The following is a 17056-nucleotide window of genomic DNA, read 5'->3' on the forward strand; positions in this document are numbered from 1 at the left end:
GGCCTGCGGCCTGCGGCCTGCGGCCTGCGGCCTGCGGCCTGCGGCCTGCGGCCTGCGGCCTGCGGCCTGCGGCCTGCGGCCTGCGGCCTGCGGCCGCTGCGGCTCGGCGGCCGCGCGTCCGCCCCGGCCCCCGGTGTCGGCCGGCTTCCCGGGGGCCGGTCTCGGGCCGGGGCCCGGGCGCGGAGCCGGGCAGGGGGCCGGGTCCGTGTGCTCGGGGTTCGGGCCAGAGCGGGGCCCGGCTCCGGTCCGGGGGCGAAGCCCGGCGGTTACCCCATTCGGGTCTGGTCGTTGTACCCGTCGGGCCCCCCGGCTGTCACCGCAGCAGCGCCCACCGCCTGGCACCCCACGACAGGGCCGGCCCCTGCCGCAGACCCGTTCCCGTGAGGACACCGCATGACAGCCCCGCCCGGCACCCCACCCCCACTGCCCCCGCTCGCCGGCGGCCGCGACGGCGCCACCGCCCTGCGCCCCCTGCTCCACACCGTCCTCGACGCCCTGCACACCGGAGCCCGCGAGCGCGGCGGGCCGATCCCGGCCGGCGGCCCCGACACCCTCGCGGCCCGCGTCGCCGCCGCACTGGGCGACGTACTCCCCGAAAAGGGCCACGGCGACCACGAGGCGCTGCGGACCCTCGTACACACCCTCGCCGCAGGCGCCGCCGACCCCGCCGACCCGCTGTGCGCCGCCCACCTCCACGGGCCGCCCCTGGCCGTCGCCGCCGCCGCCGACCTCGCCGCCGCCGCCCTCAACCCCTCCCTCGACTCCTGGGACCAGGCCCCCGCCGCCTCCGCGATCGAAGCCCTCCTCACCCGCACCCTCGCCGCCGAGTTCTACGACACCCCCCACCCCGACGCCCTCGTCACCACCGGCGGCACCGAGGCCAACCAGCTCGCCCTGCTCCTCGCCCGCGAACGGCACGGACCCGGCCTGACCGTCCTCCACGGAGCCAACGCCCACCACTCCGTCCCCCGGGCCGCCTGGCTCCTGGGCCTGCCCCCCGCCACCACCCTGCCCACCCCCGCCGGCATCCTCGACCCGGACCGCCTCGCCGAAGCGCTCGCCGCCGCCCGCGGGCCCGTCCTCGTCACCGCCACCGCCGGGACCACCGACGCCGGGCTCATCGACCCCCTCGAAGCCATCGCCGACCTGTGCGGCCGGCACGGCGCCGACCTCCACATCGACGCCGCGTACGGCGGCCTCCTCGCCCTCAGCCCCCGCCATCGCCCCCGCGTCACCGGCCTGGGCCGCGCCCACTCCCTCACCGTCGACCTGCACAAACTCGGCTGGCAACCCGTCGCCGCAGGCCTCCTCGCCGTCCCCGACACCGCCCTGCTGGCCCCCCTCGCCCACCAGGCCGACTACCTCAACGCCCCCGACGACACCGACGCAGGCCTCCCCGACCTCCTCGGCCGCTCCCTGCGCACCACCCGCCGCCCCGACGCCCTCAAGATCGCCACCACCCTGCGCTCACTCGGCCGCGACGGCCTCGCCCACCTCATCGACCGCACCTGCGACCTCGCCCACCACCTCGCCCGCCTCCTCGACGCGCACCCCCGCTTCGAACTCCACGCGCCCCCCACCATCAGCACCGTCCTCTTCCGCCCCACCCACACCGACGACACCCATCTCGCCGCCCTGCGCCGCACCCTCCTCCTGGGCGGTCACGCCGTACTCGGCCGCGCCACCGCCGACGGCCGCCTCTGGCTCAAGGCCACCCTGCTCAACCCCCACACCACCGCGCGGGACCTGGACACCCTCGTCACCCTCCTGGAAGGCAGCACCCACCGATGACCGCCCAGCTCGATGCACCCCACGACCTCGTCGGAATCGGCATCGGCCCCTTCAACCTGTCCCTCGCCGCCCTCGCGCACGGCCTCCCCCACCAAGGAGCAGGCGAACTCGCCACCGCCTTCTACGACCAGCGCCACGACTTCCGCTGGCACCCCGGACTCCTCATCGACGGCACCACCCTCCAAGTCCCCTTCCTCGCAGACCTCGTCACCCTCGCCGACCCCACCAGCCCCTGGACCTTCCTCAACTACCTCAAGCACAAGGAACGCCTCTTCCCCTTCTACTTCGCCGAGCAGTTCCACACCCACCGCGCCGAATACGACGCCTACTGCCGCTGGGTCGCCGGCCGGCTCCCCGGACTCCACTTCGGCCACCAGGTCGACGCCGTCCGCTGGAACCCCGAACGCGACCTCTTCGAAGTCGACTACACCCAACTCGACACCGACGGCGAAGCCGAAGCCCTCGGCCGCACCCACACCCGCAACCTCGCCCTCGGCATCGGCACCGCCCCCTACGTCCCCGAACCCCTGCGCCCCCTCGCCGACGCCCCCACCGTCCCCGTCATCCACTCCGCCGACTACCTCGACAACCGGCAGCGCATCCTCGGCGCCGACCACGTCACCGTCATCGGATCAGGCCAGTCCGGAGCCGAAGTCTTCCTCGACCTCCTCCGCTCCCGCCCCATCGGCCGCGAACGCCTCGCCTGGCTCGCCCGCACCCCCTCCTTCGCCCCCATGGAGTACTCCAAGCTCGGCCTCGAACACTTCACCCCCGACTACACCCGCTACTTCCACGCCCTCCCCGAACCCGTACGCGACCAACTCGTCCCCGCCCAATGGCAGCTCCACAAGGGCATCGACGCCGCCACCATCACCGCCATCCACGACGAGCTCTACCGCCGCACCCTCCACGGAGGCTGGCCCGACGCCGTCCTCACCCCCGGAGTCAGCGTCCGGACCGCCGGCCGCGTCGCCACCACCAAAGTCGAACTCCACCTCGAACACATCCAGCAGGGCACCCGCTCCCGCATCACCACCGACGCCGTCGTCCTCGCCACCGGCTACAAGGAACGCCCTCTCACCAGCCTGCTCGCTGGCCTCGACCCCTACCTGCGCAAGGACTCCTCCGGCCGCCCCCGCATCGACGAGAACCACCGCATGATCTGCGACCCCTCCGTCACCGGCAGCATCTTCGTCCAGAACGGTGAACGCCACACCCACGGCGTCGGCGCCCCCGACCTCGGCCTCGCCGCCTGGCGCAGCGCCGCCATCCTCAACACCCTGACCGGCAAAGAGCCCTACCCCCAGCCCACCCGCACCGCCTTCACCACCTTCGGCCTCGAACAACGCGAACACACCCGCCCCACCCCCACCGTCGAACTCCGCCCCCTCGCCGACCACCCCTGAAGGCCCCGGTCGACCCCGTGTCCCAGGGCCAGGGCCAGGGCCACGGCCACGACCCCGCGCCCCGCGGCCAATTCCCGTGTCCCCGCCCCGCCCCCGAACGCAAGCAGCCGGGCCCTGCCACAGCAGGACCCGGCCACCCGAACCGAACGGAACCGAAGGGACCGAACCGAACCGAACCGGCTAGAACACCGGAACCCCGGCCCGCGTCAGCCGCCAGTCCACCGACGCGAACTGCGCCGGATCGATCGTCCCCTTCGCCTTCACCCACTGGATGATCGTGTTACGGATCTCCTCCGAGTTCGCCCACACCTGCTTCGCCTGCGGCACGTGCGGGAAGTTCCCACCGCCCGAGGCCCGGTAGTTGTTCACCGCCAGCACGAATCGCGCCGCCGGATCCACCGGCTGCCCGCCGAACGACAGGTTCACGATCCGCGAACCCGCCGGCTGCGCGATGTCTATGTCGTACGCCAGCCCGTACACCGCGTCGTAGTTGTAATCCGGCGTCGCCTCCGCATTCGTGATCTTCGCCGGATCCACCACGTCACCCGGAGCCGTCTGCACGTAATACCGCGCCGAGAACTCCAGATAGTCCTTCAGCTGCGCACCCGTCAGCACCCGTGCCTCAAGGGTGTTCTCGAACGGATACAGACCCGCCGCATCCTTGATCGTCACCTGGCCCGCCGGAATCGCCGCCGTCCGCGAGAAGCACGAAGCCTGCGACAGCACCGGCAGCGCCGCGTACTCCCCGCCCGCCAGCGCCGCCTTCACCGTCTCCACCTGGACATGGCTGATCAGGTCGATGATCGCGACGTCCTTGACCGGCCCCTCCGCCGACGACATCGCCTGCGTCGACGTACCGATCACCTGGTTGACGTACGCCACGACCTTCTTGTGCTCGTCCGACAACAGCCGCACGATCTTCGGGTCCTCCGCCACCGTGTTCGAGTTCAGCACCTTCGCCGACACCTTGGCCACCGACCAACAGCCCTTCGACCACGACAGCTCGAAGTCGAACAGCGTCAGCCGCTGGCCCCACTTCAGCGGCTCCGACAGCACCACGTCCTTGCCGGTCGCCTTGTTCTTCACCCGGTACTCCGGGATCTCCGTGTGCGCGTGCCCCACCAGGATCGCGTCGATCCCCGGCACCTGCTCCGCCACCAGCGCCGCCGCGTTCTCGATGTACGGCAGCTGGTCACCGTACGAGGACTTACCGCTCGAACCCGAATGCGCCGACACGATCACCACGTCCGCACCCATCGACCGCAGCTTCGGCACGTACTTCGCCGCCTGCTCCTCCAGACCCGGGAACGTCATCTTCCCCTGCACGTTCGCCTTGTCCCAGATCGCGATCCCCGGGTTCGTCAGCCCCAGCACCGCCACCTTCACATCACGCCCGTGCGGCGTCCGCAACCGGTGCATGCTGTACGGCGCGAACGCCGGCCGCAGCGTCTTCGCGTCCAGCGCATTCGCCCCCAGCAGCGGAAAGTCACACTGCTCCTCGAACTTGCGCAGCACCGGAATCCCGTAATTGAACTCGTGGTTCCCGATCGCCGCCGCGTCGTACCCGATCGCGTTCATCGCCTGCGCCATCGGGTGCACCGGACCACGCCGCGCCGTGATCGGATCCACCTTCGCGTAGTAGTACGACAGCTGCGTCCCCTGGATCGTGTCACCCGCATCGATCATCAGGGTGTTGCAGCGCCCCTTCTCCGCCCGCACCTGGTTCACCAGCGTCGAGATCTTCGCCAGACCGACGTCGTTGTGGGCCTTGTCGTCGAACTCCTTGTCCGTGAAGTAGTCCCAGTTGAAGACATTCCCGTGCAGATCGGTCGTCCCCATCACCGTGAACGAGTACGTCCGCGACTTCGCCGAAGCCTCCCCGGCGACCCCCGGAGCCTCCACGGCCGCGGCGGCCGGAGAGCTTGTGGCCCCCGCCAGCGCGACAGCCGCACCCGTGGCCGCCGAAGTTCCCAGAAACGTCCTACGGTCGAACGCCATGCCATCTCCCCTTGTGAGGCGTGAACAACGCGCGCTGACAACGCGCCAACAACGCGCGTAGATTCTGACCGATCGGTAACAACCGCAACACCCCCACCAGGTTTCGATCCGATGACCACCGACCCACCCACACCCACAGTGCGACAGTGGGAAACATGACCCAGGACCCCGCACACCAGCCCTACGGCACCCCCGAAGTCCCCCGCGTGGCCGTCCGCGGCGAAGCCCGCCTCGAAGTCGACCCCGAAATCGCCCGCATCGGCATCACCGTCACCGCCCGCGGCACCGACCGACGCACCGCACTCGAAGACCTCACCCGCCGCAACAACACCGTCCTCGACCTCGTCAAGAGCTACGGCGACGCCATCGAGAAACTCGAAACCGGCGCCTTCTCCATCAACCCCGAACTCACCCGCCACGGCCGCGCCGAACGCATCCGCGCCTACCACGGCACCGTCCGCATCACCGCCGAACTCAGCGACTTCACCGCCCTCGGCGAACTCACCACCCGCCTCGCCGACCTCGAACTCACCAGCGTCGACGGCCCCTGGTGGGCCCTGCGCCCCACCTCACCCGCCCACGGCGAAGCCCGCCGCCAAGCCGTACTCGAAGCCGTCCAACGAGCCCGCGAATACGCCACCGCCCTCGGCGCCGACCTCGCCGCCCTCGTCGAACTCGCCGACCTCGGCGCCGAAGGCGCCCTCCCCTTCCAGACCCCAGCCACCGGAGCCGGCATGCGCACCATGGCCTTCAGCGCCTCCGACGAGACCACCGCCCCGCCCCTCGACCTCGAACCCCAACGCCAAACCGTGCACGCCCAGGTCAACGCCCGCTTCACCATGACCCCGCCGCAGCTGTGAACGCCACCCGGCCGGGCCCGTGGACCCTGGAACCCCTGCGTGCCGAACACGCCCCCGCCCTCCTCGCCTTCGAACGCGAGAACCGGGCCTACTTCGCCCGCACCGTCCCCGACCGAGGCGACGCCTACTTCACCGAATTCACCGCCCGCCACCAAGCCCTCCTCGACGAACAGGACACCGGCCTCTCCCGGTTCCACCTCGTCGTCACCCCCGACGGAACCGTCGCCGGCCGCGTCAACCTCATCGACATCGAGGCCGGCGGCGCCGAACTCGGCTACCGCATCGGCGAACACGCCGCCGGCCGCGGCCTCGCCACCGCCGCCGTCACCGAAATCTGCCGCCTCGCCGCCGCGACGTACGGACTCAGCCGCATCACCGCCGTCACCACCCTCGACAACGCGGCCTCCCGGGCCGTGCTGACACGCACCGGATTCACCCAGGTCGACACCCCCACCGTCGACGGCCGCCCCGGCATCCGCTACGAGCGCACCCTCACCCCCACGAGCTGACCGAAATCGCGCACGAGAACGTGTTCGGGGGTGCTCATCAGAGCACCCCCATGCACATTCAACAATTGTCAACAACCTTTTGCCCAAAGGTTGTTGAGTGGTCACCCGGAACCAATTTCCTACTGCCTGGTAGGGGCATACCCTCGCCCCATGCGCCGAGCAAAAATCGTATGTACCCTGGGCCCCGCCACCGACTCATATGACCAGATCAAAGCCCTGGTCGAAGCCGGAATGGACATCGCCCGCCTCAACCTCAGCCACGGCACCTACGCCGAACACGAAGACCGCCAGCAGCGCGTACGTAAAGCCGCTGACGAAACCGGCCGCAGCGTCGGCATCCTCGCAGACCTTCAAGGCCCGAAGATCCGCCTCGGCCGATTCGCCGAAGGCCCCGTACTCCTTGAACGCGGCGACGAATTCACCATCACCGTCGAAGATGTCCAGGGCGACCGCCACACCTGCGGCACCACCTACAAGGGCCTCGCCACCGACGTCACCACCGGCGAACGCATCCTCGTCGACGACGGCCGCGTCACCCTCGAAGTCACCGCCGTCGAGGGACCCCGCGTCCACACCCGCGTCATCGAAGGCGGCATGGTCTCCGACCACAAGGGCCTCAACCTCCCCGGCGTGGCCGTCTCCGTCCCCGCCCTGTCCGACAAGGACATCGAAGACCTCCGCTGGGCCCTGCGCACCGGCGCCGACGTCATCGCGCTCTCCTTCGTCCGCAGCGGCAGCGACATCGAAGACGTCCACCGCATCATGGACGAGGAAGGCCGCCGCCTCCCCGTCATCGCCAAGATCGAAAAGCCCCAGGCCGTCGAGAACATCGACGACATCGTCGCCGCCTTCGACGGCATCATGGTCGCCCGCGGCGACCTCGGCGTCGAAATGCCCCTCGAACAAGTCCCCATCGTGCAAAAGCGCGCCGTCAAACTCGCCAAGCGCAACGCCAAACCCGTCATCGTCGCCACCCAGATGCTCGACTCGATGATCGACAACTCCCGGCCCACCCGCGCCGAAGCATCCGACGTCGCCAACGCCGTCATCGACGGCACCGACGCCGTCATGCTCAGCGGCGAAACCAGCGTCGGCAAATACCCCGTCGAAACCGTCAAAACGATGTCCCGCATCGTCGAAGCCGCCGAAGAGGACATCCTCGCCAAGGGCCTCCCGCCCCTCACCGAACACAGCAAGCCCCGCACCCAAGGCGGAGCCGTCGCCCGCGCAGCCGCCGAAATGGGCGACTTCCTCGGCGCCAAATTCCTCGTCGCCTTCACCCAGAGCGGCGACACCGTCCGCCGCCTCTCCCGCTACCGCTCGCCCATCCCCCTCCTCGCCTTCACCCCCGACCCCGCCACCCGCTCCCAGCTCAACCTCACCTGGGGCGTCGAAACCTTCCTCGGCCCCCACGTCGAATCCACCGACGCCATGGTCGCCCAGGTCGAAGAAGAACTCCTGCGCATCGGCCGCTGCGTCCCCGGCGACGTCGTCGTCATCACCGCCGGCTCGCCCCCCGGAGTCACCGGCTCCACCAACCTGGTCCGCGTCCACCACATCGGCGACCCCGTACGCTGACCCCCGCAGGCAGTCCCCCCGCGTCGGGCCTCGTTCCGCCCGACGCGGCCACGCCCCTTCCCGGGGCGCGCTAGTACTTCGGCCCGATGTGCGCGTCCATGAGCGCGACGGAGCTCTTGCGGGCGACGGAGACGTTCAAGGGATCGCTCCCGCGAGCCAGGATCGTCCACTGGACCCCGACCTTGGTGAGCGTGTCCGTACACAGCTTCCGGATGTCGTCGGACTTGTTGGTGAAGAAGTACCGCGGGTACTCGTACCGCTTGGCGTTGCGCACGGTCCAGTTCGTGATCCGGCACCCGTCGGAGTGGATCAGCCCTCGCACGAACTCCCACGGATGCGCATCCACGATCTCCTGCTGCCACGTTTCGAGCGCGATCCGCCGCTCGTGCTTCTTGCCGGGCCCGTGCTGCGGGAACATGCACGTCCAGTGCCGGCCGTAACTGGTCACGGCGACGCAGCCCTGCCTCTGCAGCAGGTAGACCTTGTCGTCGGGCCGCACCGCCTTGACGGCCGCGCGGCACTGCTCGATGAGCCCGGGCCACGCGTCGGCGCATGCGATCCGGAGGTGGTGGCCTCCCCGAGGGTGCGGGCTGATGCAGCCGTCCCCCAGATAGACGCCGAGCAGGTAGGCGTACGAGGCCCTGTCGGAAGGCGCCGCACACGGGCCCGCACTGGGGAGCAGGCGTGGACTGGGTTCCAGGCGGACCTTCCACGCTCGGATCGCGGCACGTGATACCCCGGTTTCCTTGCTGACCGAGTTCATGCTGCGGCCGTCGGCGAGCAGGTCGAGTGCGTGCATGCGGGTGGCTACGTCGTACATATGCCCGACGCTGCCGGGCGCAATTCGCTCACGTGGCGCAATTCGTTGCGCTTCGCCGAAATGAGTGAAGGTCACGCGAATATCGCGTGACCTTGGAAAAGAAGGAAAGTGCCCCGGGTCGGACTCGAACCGACACTGAATGGGTTTTGAATCCATCGCCTGCTGCCAATTGGGCTACCGGGGCCCGACGAATCGAAGGTTACCCCCGACCCGCTGCGAGTCCACCTTACCGCAGCTAGGTAGGCTCGGGGGAGCTTGTTATGCCCCGCACCGAGGAGCCATCGTGACCGCCGAGCACGAGTCGACGCCCACGCCCGACGCCGACCAGTCGCACGTTCCGCCGCTGACGACCCGCGTCGTCATCGCCGAGGACGAGGCGCTCATCCGTCTCGACCTCAAGGAGATGCTCGAAGAGGAGGGCTACTCCGTGGTCGGCGAGGCCGGCGATGGGCAGACGGCCGTCGAGCTGGCCCGGGAGCACCGTCCCGACCTGGTGATCCTCGACGTGAAGATGCCGGTCCTGGACGGGATCTCCGCGGCCGAGAAGATCGCGGAGGAGTCCATCGCCCCGGTCCTGATGCTGACGGCGTTCTCGCAGCGCGACCTCGTCGAGCGGGCTCGGGACGCCGGCGCCATGGCGTACCTGGTGAAGCCGTTCAGCAAGAGCGACGTCGTGCCGGCCATCGAGATGGCCGTGTCGCGGTTCGCGGAGCTGAAGGCGCTGGAGAAGGAGGTCGCGGACCTCTCGCAGCGCCTGGAGACGCGCAAGCTCGTGGACCGCGCCAAGAGCATCCTGCAGACGCAGTACGGGCTGACCGAGCCGGCCGCCTTCCGGTGGATCCAGAAGACCTCCATGGACCGCCGCATGTCCATGCAGCAGGTCGCCGAGGCGGTCATCGAGGACGCCGAGGAGAAGAAGAACGCCGCGAAGTAGCGGGTGCGCGTACGCGTGAGGCCCGCCACCGGGTTCCGGTGGCGGGCCTCACGTCCGTGCGGGTGGTGCCGGATCAGTCCTCGCCGAGGTAGGCCTTGCGGACGTCCTCGTTGTGGAGCAGTTCCTGACCCGTGCCGGAGAGCACGATCTTGCCGATCTCCATCACGTGGGCCTGGTCGGCCAGCGAGAGGGCGGCCTGGGCGTTCTGCTCGACGAGCAGGATGGTGGTGCCCGTGGCCTTGAGCTCGGCGATGGTCGCCATGATCTTCTGCATCATCAGCGGGGAGAGACCCATGGAGGGCTCGTCCAGCATGAGGAGCTTGGGCTGGGACATCAGGGCCCGGCCCATGGCGAGCATCTGCTGCTCACCGCCCGAGAGGGTGCCGGCGGCCTGCTTGCGGCGTTCGCCCAGGATGGGGAACATCTCGTAGGCGCGCTCGATGTCCTTCTCGATGCCCTCCTTGTCGCTGCGGAGGAAGGCGCCGAGCTGGAGGTTCTCGGCGATCGTCAGCCGGGGGAAGATGTGGCGTCCCTCGGGGGAGTGGGCGAGGCCCAGGGAGACGATCTTGTGGGCGGGGACCTGTGCGAGCGGCTTGCCGTCGAAGGTGATGGTGCCGCCGGCGGGCTTGAGCAGGCCGGACAGGGTGCGCAGGGTGGTCGTCTTGCCGGCGCCGTTGGTGCCGACGAGGCAGACGATTTCGCCCTGGTTGACCTTGAAGGAGATGCCCTTGACGGCTTCGATCTTGCCGTAGGCGACCTTGAGGTCGTTGACCTCGAGCAGTGCGGTCACTTCGGGTCTCCGTCCGTGCTGGTGGTGCTGGTGGTGCCGGTGGTGCTGTCCGCGGCGGCCTCGGCCTCGGCCGCGGGCTGGGCCGGGGCGTCGGCGTCGGTGTCCGCCGTGGCGTCGGCGTCGGCGTCGGCCTCTGCGCCGGCTTCCGCCGGGGCGTCGGCCTCGGTGTCAGCCTCGGCCTCAGCCTCAGCCTCAGCCTCAGCCTCAGCCTCGGCCTCGGCCGGTGCGTCGGCGTCGGCTTCGGTCTCCGCCGGGGCCTCGGTCTCCGCCCGCTCTTCTGCGGCTTCGACCGCTGCCGCCTCCGCCGCGCCCGGGTCGCCCTCGAAGGGCTCGCCGAGGTAGGCGGCGATGACGCGCTCGTCGCCCTGGACCTCGGCCGCGGTGCCCTCGATGAGCTTCTCGCCCTGGACGAGACAGGCGACGCGGTCGCAGAGGTTGAAGATGAAGCGCATGTCGTGCTCGATGACGAGGACGGCGATGCCCATGTCGCGGATGGCGAAGATGAGTTCCTCGGCAGCGCGGGTTTCCTGCGGGTTCATGCCGGCGGTGGGCTCGTCGAGGAGCAGGAGGCCGGGGTCGCTGGCGAGGGCGCGGGCGATTTCGAGCTTGCGCTGCTCGCCGTACGGGAGGTTCTTGGCGAGGTGCTGCGCCTTGTGCTCCAGGCCGATGAACTCCAGGAGTTCCATGGCGCGGGCTTCGCTGGCGGCTTCGGCCTTCTTGAAGCCGGGGCCGCGCAGGAGCGCGGACCAGAGGCCTTCCTTGGTCCGGGTGTGGCGTCCTACGAGGACGTTCTCCAGCACGGTCATGTTGGAGAAAAGCCGGATGTTCTGGAAGGTGCGGGCGATGCCTGCCTTGGTGACGAGGTGGGGCTTGGGCGGCAGGACGGTGCCCTTGTAGCTGACGGTTCCCTCGGTGGGGATGTACAGCCCGGTGAGGCAGTTGAAGAAGGTGGTCTTGCCGGCGCCGTTGGGGCCGATGAGGCCGACGATCTCGCCTGCGTTGACCTTGAGGTCGACGGAGCGGACGGCGGTGAGGCCGCCGAAGCGCATGGTGACGCCGCTGGCTTCGAGGACGGTCTCGCCGGCCGGGGTGGCGGCGGGGGCGGGGGTGGTGTCGGTGGTGGTCGTCATGGTGTTCACGCACCAGCCTTGGCGGTGGCCAGGTCCGCGGGGGCCTGGTCAGCGGTGTCGTCGTGGTACTCCAGCTGCGCGCGCTTGTTGGCGATGAGGCCTTCGGGGCGGAAGCGCATCAGGATGATGAGGGCGATGCCGAAGCCGAGGAGCTGGTAGTCCTGGAGGAAGGACAGCTTGGCCGGGATCAGGAAGAGGAGTGCGGCGCCGAGGATGGGGCCGCGGATGGTTCCCATGCCGCCGAGGATGACGGCGGCGAGGAGGAACGCGGAGTTCGGGGGCACGGGGCCGGCGAACTGGTACATCTCGGGGACCACGGTGTGCTGGACGTGGGCCTGGACGGTGCCGGCGAGGCCGGCGAGGGTGGCGCCGAGGGCGAAGGCGATCAGCTTGACGCGGAAGCCGTTGATGCCCATGGCGGTGGCGGCGGTCTCGTCCTCGCGGATGGCGACCCAGGCGCGGCCGATGCGGCTGCTGCCGGCGCGGCTGAAGACGACGACCACGAGGACCATCGCGAGCAGCATCAGCATGTAGTAGTTGGCGTAGGCGCCGAGCGTGATGCCTGCGACGGTGTGGGACTCCCCGAAGTTCCAGCCGAAGATTTCGAGGTCGGGGATGTTGGTGATGCCGTTGGGCCCGTTGGTGATCTTGGGTCCGGAGACGCCGTCGAGGTTGCCCATGGCGATGCGGAAGATTTCTCCGAAGCCGAGGGTGACGATGGCGAGGTAGTCGCCGCGCAGGCGCAGGGTGGGTGCGCCGATGACGACGCCGAAGACGAGCGAGGCGAGTGCGCCGGTGAGGACCGCGGCCCAGAAGGGGAAGTGCACGTGGAAGGCGGAGGACGCGCTTCCGGACACGAGGGCCGCGGTGTAGGCGCCGACGCCGAGGAAGGCGACGTAGCCGAGGTCGAGGAGGCCGGCGAGGCCGACGACGACGTTGAGGCCGAGGGCGACGGTCGCGAAGATCAGGATGTTGACCGCGATCAGCGTGTAGGTGTCGCCGCCCTGCTGGGTGAGGGGGAAGGCGATGGCTGCGACGAAGGCGGCGATGACCGTGATCTGGCGGTTGTTCGCGGTGATGTCGCTGAGGCGCTGGGTGAGGCCGGACTTCATGACCGCGAAGGAGGCGAACGCGACGAGGATCAGGTACGCGGTGAAGAGCTGCGGTTCCTTGTCGTCGGTGTCGATGCCGAAGGTGACGACGTAGAGGCCGATGGCGAACACGGCGACGATGATCAGGATCTCGGCCCAGGAGGACAGCTTCTTCGCGGGCGCCGCCTTGCGGGTGTCGTCGGGGAGCCTGTACGCGGCGAGGGCCGGGATGAGGCTTCCGAGGACGGCGACGTAGGCGCCGGGTTCCAGGTGGACGAGTCCGCCGAGGACCCAGGCGATGGCGAGGACCGTGAAGAGGGTCGTCGCGAGGGTGCCGAGGGAGAGGATCCAGATCGCCTTGCGCGAGCCGGCGGGGGTGAGCCAGCCGAGGCCCTTGATGCCGAGGGCGGAGAGCGCGTGCAGGGCGGTGAGGACGGCGCCGACCAGGGTGAGGAGCTGCAGCTGGGCGGGGTTGCCGTTGATGGTGAGGTTGCCGGGGAACTCGGTGGTCCAGGTCCAGGCGAGGAAGGTGCTGACGACGGCGAGGAGGCTGCCGCCGACGATCGCGTAGAGCAGTGCGGTGCGGGAGGTGGCACCGGTGGCTTCGGCGTCGAGCGGGAGGGTGGCTTCGTTGGTCATGGTTGTCACGCCCTATCCGCGACGCGCTGGCCGAGGAGGCCTTGTGGCCGCACGAGGAGGACGACGATGAGGAGTACGAAGGCCCAGACGTTGGACCAGGCTCCGCCGCCGAGCTGCTGCATGCCGGGGATGTCTTCGATGTAGGCGATGGAGAGGGCTTCGGCGAGGCCGAGGACGATGCCGCCGACCATGGCGCCGTAGATGTTGCCGATGCCGCCGAGGACGGCTGCGGTGAAGGCCTTGAGGCCGAGGATGAAGCCCATCTCGAAGTTGATCTGGCCCTTGTCGAGGCCGTAGGCGACGGCGGCGACGGCGGCGAACGCGGCACCGATGGCGAAGGCCATGACGATGATGCGGTCGGTGTTGATGCCCATCAGCTTCGCGGTGTCCGGGTCCTGCGCGGTGGCCTGCATGGCGCGGCCGCTGCGGCTCTTCTGGACGAAGGCGCCGAGGGCGAGCATGCAGAGGGGGGCGAGGATCAGGACGAAGGCGTCGGAGCGCTGGATGGACAGGCTCGAGGTGATCTTGAAGGCTTCGCCGGTGAACTCGGGGAAGCTGACGGCCTTCTTGGCGTCGGGGTAGAAGCCCCAGACGAGCTGCTGAAGGACGATGGACAGGCCGATCGCGGTGATGAGCGGGGCGAGTCGCGGGGCGTTGCGGAGGGGGCGGTACGCGAAGCGTTCCGCCGCGGTTGCGACGGCTACGGAGGCGATCGCGCCACCGATGATCATGAGCGGTATCGCCACCAGGAGGGACGTGCCGCTTGGGAGGGCGGCGTAGGTGGTGACGGCGCCGAAGCCGCCGATCATGAAGATCTCGCCGTGGGCGAAGTTGATGAGCTGGACGATGCCGTAGACCATGGTGTACCCGATGGCTATGAGGCCATAAAGGGCACCGAGGGCAAGGCCGTTGGCCAGCTGTTGCGGCAGTTCGTGCACCGCAGGGCCTCCGATGTGCGTGTCGGATATGAGTCCGCGCGAGGGCGCTGTTTGCGCCCTCGCGCGGCGTGGTTCATTTGGGGAGGATCAGGCCGGGGGGCCTGGGTCTTCGGGTACTTCGGGTGGTGCGGGGGTATTACTGGTTGAAGGTGTCGCTCTTGACGTCGACCCACTTGCCGCCCTCGACCTTGTAGACCGTGAGCTGCTTGTTGGTGGTGTCGCCGTACTCGTCGAAGGCGACCTTGCCGGTCACGCCTTCGAAGGAGACCTTGCCGAGGGCCTCGACGACCTTGGCGCGGGCGTCGCTGGGGAGCTTGCCGTTGTTGGCGGCGACGACGGCCTTGACGGCCTGGATGACGGACCAGCCGGCGTCGTAGGAGTAGCCGCCGTAGGCCGCGTAGGGGTCCTTGTAGCCGGCTGCCTGGTAGTCGGCGATGAAGGTCTTGGCGGTGGGGAGCTTCTCGACGGGGTAGCCGATGGAGGTGGAGAGGTCACCCTCGTTGGCCTCGCCGGAGGCGGTGATGAAGGCCGGGTCCTGGATGCCGTCGCCGCCCATGAGCGGGATGTTGGCGCCGGTCTTCTTGACCTGGTCGGCGAGGAGGCCGCCCTCGGGGTACTGGCCGCCGAAGTAGACGGAGTCGGCGCCGGAGGACTTGACCTTGTCGGCGGTGGAGGAGAAGTCGGTCTCCTTCACGGTGACGTGGTCGGTGCCGACGACCTCGCCGCCGAGCTTCTTGAACTCGTCGGAGAAGATCGCGGCGAGGCCGGCGCCGTAGGTCTGCTTGTCGTCGACGACGAAGACCTTCTTCTTGCCGGCGTCCTTGAAGAGGTACTGGGCGGCGAACTTGCCCTGGACCACGTCCGTGGCGGCGGTGCGGAAGTAGGTCTTGAAGGGGCGCTTGAACTCGCCCTTGCCCCAGTTGTCGCCCTGGCTGAGCGAGGGGTTGGTGTTGGCGGGGGAGACCTGCGCCAGGTTGGCGGAGCCGAAGACGCCCTGCATGGACTGGGAGACGCCGGAGTTCAGGGGGCCGACGACGCCGATGACGTCCTTGTTGCCGACGAGCTTGGTGGCGTTGGCCTGGCCGGAGGCCGGGACCGCCTGGTCGTCGAGGGCCTCGACCTTGAACTCGATGCCGGGGACCTCGTTGTTCTTGTTGGCCGTCTTGGCCGCGAGGTCGACGGAGTTCTTGATGCCCTGGCCGAGCGCGGAGAGCGAGCCGGTGAGGGGGGCGTCCACGCCGATGACGACGACGGTCTTGGAGCCGTCGGCCTTGTCCCCGCCCTTCGCCTCGTCGCGCGATCCGCAAGCGGTGAGGGTCAGTGCTCCCGTGGTGATCACGGTGGTGAGGACGAGCAGAGAACGGTGTCGCACGATTCTTCCTTTCCCTGGCGCGGCCTCCTCAGATGAGGTGCCGTTGGGTCGCCGGGCCGCACTGGGATGTCCACGGCCGTGCTGGGTCGCGCCCTGCGGCGCGGTGACTGGCCGTGACTCTAGGCCGAGGTGGCGAGTGCGGGGAGCGGGGAAAGGAGGATGTGACTGTCTTGTTATGCCGAGGCCAAGAATGTGTGGCGGGAGTACGGACAGATCGGGCGTTCTGCGACTTCGGGGAATGTCCGCATCGTGAGAATTCCCCGTTCCTCTAAGGGGCTTGAGGGCCTCATGCTCCTGTCATTGATCAAAAGGGGCCGTGCGTCGCTGGCTGTGTCCGAAAGAATCCGGCGGGTGGCATTCCGCCGGGGAAAAAGGGGATTCTGTGGGGCGTCCGCATTACTGAGGGTAATTTTTCCTCTTGATCCACTTCGAGTGGATCGATCTTGCTCCCGGGCCCCGGAGGGCCCGCGACCTGCGGATCGGGCGTGTGCCGCCCCGTGCCCGGAAGCCGGACAGCGTGCACGGGATTCCGGTCACCCGTCCGGACTCGGGGGCCGCCAGTTCTCGGAGCTCCACGTGGCCCCGTTCTGCGCGGCGCAGCGCTGCGCCACGAACCGGTCGATGAGCTCAAGTGCCTTGTCCAGACCGGCAGTTCGCTCCTCGGTACGGCCTGCGGCGACCGCGTCCTCGTGGATGGCGTACTGATCGTTGGACAGGCCCTTCTGCTCCCAGTCCAGCCCGGCCCACTTGCCGCCCCTGAGGGTCTCTTTCGCCCAGTAGGACACCAGACTTGTGCAGATCTGTGCGGGAGAGGAGGGGCTGGAAACGGGCGTTGACGGGGTCTGCGGGGCGGGTGGTGCGGATGTGGAGCATCCGGACAGGGTGAGCGCCGCAAGGAGTGCGGTGACGCCGTACCGGGCCGCGATGCGTGGCTGGGTCCCCATGAGGGGACGGTAGGCCGTCACCTTCGGTGACACAACCGTCGGTGCGGCAGAGCCTGCGGACTGGCGGATTCCGGGCGGTTGCCGGGCCGTGGGGGGTGCCTCGGGCGCCCGGCCGGGCTCGCGCGTGCCCGCCGCGGGCATCGCCGGTACTTACCCCGGTGTCCGCCCGGCTACGCCTCACGGCCGGCCCGTACGCGCCGCAGGCCCGGATCCGGGCCCCTCGGCGGGGCGGGATCCGGGCCTGCGGGGGCTCGGG

14 protein-coding genes and 1 tRNA gene are annotated in these 17056 nt (G+C 69.4%); 6 read left to right on the plus strand and 9 right to left on the minus strand.

Going from position 1 to position 17056, the window contains the following annotated elements; all coding sequences use genetic code 11:
• The first annotated feature begins 393 nt into the window (after positions 1-393).
• Together ACIPK4_RS11400 and ACIPK4_RS11405 are read left to right on the plus strand one after the other, a co-directional pair.
• On the plus strand, positions 394-1791 hold the full coding sequence (locus ACIPK4_RS11400) for a pyridoxal phosphate-dependent decarboxylase family protein (RefSeq protein ID WP_402311225.1): 1398 nt from the start codon (positions 394-396) through the stop codon (positions 1789-1791).
• On the plus strand, positions 1788-3197 hold the full coding sequence (locus ACIPK4_RS11405) for a lysine N(6)-hydroxylase/L-ornithine N(5)-oxygenase family protein (protein ID WP_402311228.1): 1410 nt from the start codon (positions 1788-1790) through the stop codon (positions 3195-3197). The genes ACIPK4_RS11400 and ACIPK4_RS11405 overlap by 4 nt, the downstream gene beginning before the upstream one ends.
• A gap of 180 nt (positions 3198-3377) precedes the next feature.
• Here ACIPK4_RS11405 and ACIPK4_RS11410 read toward each other — a convergent pair whose 3' ends face one another.
• Complete coding sequence (locus ACIPK4_RS11410; RefSeq protein ID WP_402311231.1) at positions 3378-5195, minus strand: bifunctional metallophosphatase/5'-nucleotidase; 1818 nt, start codon at positions 5193-5195, stop codon at positions 3378-3380.
• A gap of 155 nt (positions 5196-5350) precedes the next feature.
• Between ACIPK4_RS11410 and ACIPK4_RS11415 the strand changes: the two genes are divergently transcribed.
• The 3 genes from ACIPK4_RS11415 (at position 5351) to pyk (ending at position 8142) form a co-directional block, all read left to right on the plus strand.
• The gene (locus tag ACIPK4_RS11415) at positions 5351-6055 is read left to right on the plus strand and encodes an SIMPL domain-containing protein (protein ID WP_402311234.1); all 705 of its coding nucleotides are present in this window, start codon (positions 5351-5353) and stop codon (positions 6053-6055) included.
• Positions 6052-6564 (plus strand): GNAT family N-acetyltransferase, encoded by a 513-nt coding sequence (locus ACIPK4_RS11420; protein ID WP_402311237.1) that lies wholly within the window; start codon positions 6052-6054, stop codon positions 6562-6564. Before ACIPK4_RS11415 ends, ACIPK4_RS11420 begins: the two co-directional genes overlap by 4 nt.
• A 150-nt stretch (positions 6565-6714) precedes the next feature.
• Complete coding sequence (pyk, locus tag ACIPK4_RS11425; protein ID WP_376203367.1) at positions 6715-8142, plus strand: pyruvate kinase; 1428 nt, start codon at positions 6715-6717, stop codon at positions 8140-8142.
• 70 nt (positions 8143-8212) lie between these two features.
• On the opposite strand, the gene ACIPK4_RS11430 is transcribed toward pyk, so the two are convergent.
• Together ACIPK4_RS11430 and ACIPK4_RS11435 are read right to left on the minus strand one after the other, a co-directional pair.
• Positions 8213-8962: a transcriptional regulator gene (locus tag ACIPK4_RS11430; protein WP_402311240.1), complete on the minus strand. Its 750-nt coding sequence runs from the start codon at positions 8960-8962 to the stop codon at positions 8213-8215.
• 109 nt (positions 8963-9071) lie between these two features.
• A tRNA-Leu gene (locus ACIPK4_RS11435) sits at positions 9072-9146 on the minus strand.
• Positions 9147-9245: 99 nt separating this feature from the next.
• On the opposite strand from ACIPK4_RS11435, the gene ACIPK4_RS11440 reads away from it, so the two are divergent.
• Positions 9246-9896, plus strand: coding sequence for an ANTAR domain-containing response regulator (locus ACIPK4_RS11440; protein ID WP_054220622.1), 651 nt, complete (start codon positions 9246-9248; stop codon positions 9894-9896).
• A gap of 73 nt (positions 9897-9969) precedes the next feature.
• Here the strand turns inward: ACIPK4_RS11440 and ACIPK4_RS11445 are convergent, their stop codons facing one another.
• From ACIPK4_RS11445 to ACIPK4_RS11470, 6 genes are all read right to left on the minus strand, one after another.
• On the minus strand, positions 9970-10686 hold the full coding sequence (locus ACIPK4_RS11445; protein ID WP_054220621.1) for an ABC transporter ATP-binding protein: 717 nt from the start codon (positions 10684-10686) through the stop codon (positions 9970-9972).
• Positions 10683-11816, minus strand: a complete 1134-nt coding sequence (locus ACIPK4_RS11450; RefSeq protein WP_402311795.1) for an ABC transporter ATP-binding protein — start codon at positions 11814-11816, stop codon at positions 10683-10685. The genes ACIPK4_RS11445 and ACIPK4_RS11450 overlap by 4 nt, the downstream gene beginning before the upstream one ends.
• A 5-nt stretch (positions 11817-11821) precedes the next feature.
• Positions 11822-13546, minus strand: a complete 1725-nt coding sequence (locus ACIPK4_RS11455; RefSeq protein ID WP_376203373.1) for a branched-chain amino acid ABC transporter permease — start codon at positions 13544-13546, stop codon at positions 11822-11824.
• 5 nt (positions 13547-13551) lie between these two features.
• Positions 13552-14484, minus strand: coding sequence for a branched-chain amino acid ABC transporter permease (locus ACIPK4_RS11460; protein ID WP_054220619.1), 933 nt, complete (start codon positions 14482-14484; stop codon positions 13552-13554).
• Positions 14485-14620: 136 nt separating this feature from the next.
• On the minus strand, positions 14621-15856 hold the full coding sequence (locus ACIPK4_RS11465) for a branched-chain amino acid ABC transporter substrate-binding protein (protein ID WP_376195966.1): 1236 nt from the start codon (positions 15854-15856) through the stop codon (positions 14621-14623).
• Positions 15857-16389: 533 nt separating this feature from the next.
• Positions 16390-16800, minus strand: a complete 411-nt coding sequence (locus ACIPK4_RS11470) for a hypothetical protein (RefSeq protein WP_402311246.1) — start codon at positions 16798-16800, stop codon at positions 16390-16392.
• Positions 16801-17056 lie beyond the last annotated feature (256 nt).

Origin of the sequence: Streptomyces sp. NPDC086989 (assembly GCF_044745505.1) — a bacterium.
Taxonomy (GTDB): Bacteria; Actinomycetota; Actinomycetes; order Streptomycetales; family Streptomycetaceae; genus Streptomyces.